The sequence below is a fragment of the Flavobacterium aureirubrum genome, assembly GCF_038739835.1.
In the GTDB taxonomy this organism is placed as follows: Bacteria; Bacteroidota; Bacteroidia; order Flavobacteriales; family Flavobacteriaceae; genus Flavobacterium; species Flavobacterium aureirubrum.
On the sequence record NZ_JBCGDO010000058.1, the window covers coordinates 1 to 2942 of the forward strand.

A 2942-nucleotide genomic window follows, 5' to 3' on the forward strand; every position below is an offset into this window, starting at 1 on the left:
TTGGTATATCCATAAAAGTTATTACTTTTAGAATGATTTATTAACATGAAGAGCCGTATGAAGGGAGACTTTCACGTACGGTTCTGTGGGAAGGCAAGGGTGCGATTCCCTTGCCTGACCCGATTAGGTGCCATTTTAGCAAGAGAACGGCACTTCAATCCATTGTCCTTTGACATTAGTGTAAATAAAACCTGCATACGAATCGCCTTCCATATTTGTACACCATTGGTCAATGTGGACATTTTTAAAAACTCCACAATGTTCCTTAATGTCACTTCCTTTTGGGGCATCAACAAGTTTTATTTTTTCGGTTACATTACAACAGTCCAAAAGCTCCTCAAAATCCTTTTGTGCTTTTTTGCCAAGTGATTTTAAAACTTGTTCGTTGTGGTCTGAAATTTCTTTTTCGTATGCAGCTAAATCGGCATAAACTTTATCAATTTGTTCTTGTGTCATAATCTGAATAAAAACGGCACATAACAAGGGTTTTGCGTAATAGCCCTACCAAGTGCCGTGGTTAATTTTAAGTTTCTACTAAGGGCTACTACGCAAAGCCCCGATACGTTACTGGCAACCTTGGGATATTTGGGCTTAATTATAAGGTTTAGGCTTTTTTGTAGTCGTCTTGGTGTTTTGTAATGTGGGTTTTTGTGGGTTTTTCGTCCAAAAAATTACGCAGTAGTAACTGAATGAGATAAGGCAGCCAGTAACAGCGGCTAGCCGCTATGGCTGGTAAGTGCTAGTTTGGCGTTTGGATTACATGAAAAACGTTTATCTTAGTAAGAAAAAATCGTTTCGCTTTGCCCGCCACAGTCGGCTAGCCACGGAACGTTACTGGCAACCCTAAAATACCGACAAGACACAACTGTCACACTCTGACATTTTGAGTATCTAACTGTTAAATCATCTAATTTGACAAAAATGAAAAAGACAATTTTAACAGTAATGACCATTGCAAGTTTAACGGCTTGCAATCAATCAAAAACAGAGAATCATAATGTTATGACAGAACAAAAACAAACAGTTGGACTGGTGGAAATTACCACCTTCAAACTAAACAATGGTGTTTCAAGTGCTGACTTTGTAAAATCGGCTGAACAGATGCAAAACGACTTTCTGAAAAGACAGGAAGGATTTATTAAACGAACCCTTACACAATCGGGCGACACACTTTGGACTGACATTGTTTATTGGACAAATAAAGAGAGCCACAGCCAAGCAATGAAACTTGCCGAAAAAACAGAAGCAGTAATTCCCTTTATGGAAAAAATTGATGTTAATTCCGTAAAAATGGATTTAACTAATCCTATGCTAAACAACGAATGACAGCAAAAGAATTAGAAAATTGGATTTTAATGAACTATCAGGATATAATTGTAACAGACGCATATCGAGAGCGCAGCTTTTTTTACAATCCTGATAGTTCGTTGCCCAAAGGCATTTATTTTGCGACCATTAAGGAAAGCGATGGACAAAACGATAAGGCTTCAAACCTTGACCGAGACGGCATTTATAGACTAAGTATTGGAATTGAAAAAAAGTATTATCAAAATTTGTTTGGCAACATTCCAACACGCCCAGCAAAAGGTGGTATCATAAATTACGAATTTGATTTCACCGAACTTGATGTCCTAATGCCTCACCCAATCTATGCTTGGCTGGGTTGGGTAGCTATTAACAACCCAACAGCAAACAACACAGATACTGTAAAACATCTTTTAGATATTTCGTATCAAAATGTTTTGCTTAAATTCAAAAAGAAAAAATGAAAAATCCATTTCATACAACATACAACGACAGAGACGATATAGAACTTATTACTTCTGCAAAGAACGGTTCTAAATCATCACTGGAAAAATTGGTTAAGAAACATCAACATTACATTTACAATGTTGCTTTGAAAATGACTTTAAGTCCATTTGATGCCGAAGACATCACGCAGGAAGTTTTAATTAAGGTAATAACAAACCTTGCCAATTTTAAAGGCGAAAGTAATTTTAGAACTTGGCTTTATCGCATAACCTTCAACCATTTCTTAAAAATGAGAAAGTATTGGTTGGAAGATTATATAACATCGTTTTCTAAATACGGAAAAGAACTGGACCAAATGCAAGACATAGAACTTTCAATAATTGAAAAATCAGAAATGAAAGAATTTATTGAAGATGCAAAAATTGGTTGTATGAGTGGTATGCTTCTGTGCCTTGACAGAGAGCAACGACTTGTTTATATACTTGGTGAAATATTCGGTATAGACCACACAATCGGCTCTGAGATGCTTTACATTTCCAAAGACAATTTCCGCCAACGACTTTCAAGAGCAAGAAAAGACCTTTACCAATTTATGAATAACAAATGTGGGCTTATCAACAAATCAAATCCGTGTCGTTGCGACAAAAAAACAAAAGCATTTATTCAAGCAGGTTGGGTGGACAAGGAAAATTTGAAATTCAACACTTCATACTTAAAACGAATTTCAGAAGTAGCACCTGACAAGTTAAACGATTTAAATGACTTGACAGAAATCAAATATGCCGACCTTTTTAAAACTCAACCATTCCAAGAAAAAGAACACAGCAAAAAACTATTTGTAAATCTACTATCCGACAACAAAGTTAAGGACATCTTTAACTTGAACTAACAAGAAGGGCAGCCGATAACAGCGGTTTGGCGTAATGGCGGGTGACGTTCTTCGTATGAACATTTGTGCTATATTTGAACTGTGTGCTTCGTTTCAACATTTGTGGTAGAAATCCGCCACTACGCCAAGCCGCAAAACGTGTGTGACTTGAACAACAATCAACAGATTGTTGGAGCTTTAAAACAGATGAGAGTAGGTCTCTCAATGGCGACTTTCAGGAGTAGCCATTAAACCACCTTATGCTGCGAGTTTTGGAAACAATCTGGTGGTGAGCGATAAGGAAAAACGGTAACAACGATTA

Annotated in this window: 4 protein-coding genes; 3 read left to right on the plus strand and 1 reads right to left on the minus strand. The window is 36.8% G+C overall.

Features of this window, described 5'->3' with window-relative positions; genetic code table 11:
• Positions 1-135 precede the first annotated feature (135 nt).
• Positions 136-456, minus strand: a complete 321-nt coding sequence (locus tag WFZ85_RS15840; RefSeq protein ID WP_342697227.1) for a hypothetical protein — start codon at positions 454-456, stop codon at positions 136-138.
• Positions 457-921: 465 nt separating this feature from the next.
• Between WFZ85_RS15840 and WFZ85_RS15845 the strand changes: the two genes are divergently transcribed.
• Genes WFZ85_RS15845 through WFZ85_RS15855 form a run of 3 tightly spaced genes read left to right on the plus strand, consistent with a single transcriptional unit; the run spans position 922 to position 2641 of the window.
• Positions 922-1326, plus strand: coding sequence for a hypothetical protein (locus WFZ85_RS15845; protein WP_287784780.1), 405 nt, complete (start codon positions 922-924; stop codon positions 1324-1326).
• A complete protein-coding gene (locus WFZ85_RS15850) occupies positions 1323-1769 on the plus strand; it encodes a DUF6194 family protein (RefSeq protein WP_287784783.1) in 447 nt (148 codons plus the stop codon). Before WFZ85_RS15845 ends, WFZ85_RS15850 begins: the two co-directional genes overlap by 4 nt.
• Complete coding sequence (locus WFZ85_RS15855; protein ID WP_342697228.1) at positions 1766-2641, plus strand: RNA polymerase sigma factor; 876 nt, start codon at positions 1766-1768, stop codon at positions 2639-2641. The genes WFZ85_RS15850 and WFZ85_RS15855 overlap by 4 nt, the downstream gene beginning before the upstream one ends.
• The last annotated feature ends 301 nt before the right edge of the window (positions 2642-2942 follow it).